General features: G+C 30.1%; 2 protein-coding genes. Both read left to right on the top strand.

The window, feature by feature from the left end; all coding sequences use genetic code 11:
• The first annotated feature begins 30 nt into the window (after positions 1-30).
• Positions 31-558 (top strand): RNA polymerase sigma factor, encoded by a 528-nt coding sequence (locus V7149_RS17650; protein ID WP_335346917.1) that lies wholly within the window; start codon positions 31-33, stop codon positions 556-558.
• Positions 542-1,127 (top strand): hypothetical protein (locus V7149_RS17645; protein WP_335346916.1); only part of this gene is annotated, 586 nt, incomplete at its 3' end. The genes V7149_RS17650 and V7149_RS17645, both read left to right, overlap by 17 nt.

Raw genomic sequence — 1,127 nt, 5'->3', positions numbered from 1 at the left:
GTCTAATAGTTTGTATGAGGGAGCGGATAAATGAAAAGAAATTCTGCAGAACATTTTGAAAAAGTATACACAGAATATAGTGATAAAATTTACGGCTATATTTTTCTCCTAGTAAATAATAAAGAGATTGCTGAAGACTTGACTCAAGAAGCTTTTATCAAAGCATTTAGAAGTCTAGACCAATTCAATGGAGAGTCTCATATGTTTAATTGGTTATTTCGTATTGCCAGAAATGTGACGATCGATTTTTTACGAAAAAAGCGGTTGTACCAATTTTTTCCAATAGATAAATATCAATTCGAGTCTGAAAAGCAATCACCATTAGAAATTGTACTTAAAGGGGAGAATATTACAATTCTTTACGAGGCCATTAGAAAATTAAAGATTAGCTATCGGGAAGTGATTATTTTAAGAAAGATCAAAGAGTTTTCCATAAAGGAGACCGCTGAAATTTTAAATTGGAATGAAAATAAAGTTAAAATTACAACTTCTAGAGCAATGGCAGCGTTAAAAAAAGAATTACTAAAACGGAGGGTTAGCCATGAGGAAGTTATCTGAATATGATCATTCTTTTCAGGAATTGAAGCATATACCTCGCTCAAATCAGCAAAAACAATTAAGTTTACTGAAAATCTTGGATGAGATGAATAAACAAACAAAAGGTACGAAAAACCTTTTTCCACAAATATTAACTATTTCAGTTTCGTTTGCTGCATGTGTTTTATTTGCCTTTATTTTTTTACATCAATCAGATCTAATCCAAACCTCAAGTATGATCAATACAATAGAAAATAATTCAATTATTCAAATGACATTATCCCCTGCAAAGTCAAAACATACATTTACTCAGAAAGAGGGGGGGAATCAAAAGGATATTTATTTTATTGAAGATGATGACTGGAATCATACTTTTAACAAATTAATAAAAAATGCTCAAAATGTTTCTTATGAGCCTCGAACTGTGCCGTTATATGATCTGCTTATTACTTTAGAAAATCATGAAACGGTAAAAATAAAGGTATGGGCAGAGGACGGATTAGTCTATTTAAAAGAATTAGAACAAGAAAAATTTTATCTTTTATCTAGGGAAAATAGTACAGTTTTTATTAATAAAGTAAATTCCATTC

The organism is Bacillus sp. JJ1503 (assembly GCF_036965125.1).
GTDB lineage: Bacteria > Bacillota > Bacilli > Bacillales > Cytobacillaceae > Cytobacillus.
Note: the sequence above shows the minus strand (reverse complement) of the source record. Positions and strands in the feature narration are given on the sequence as shown.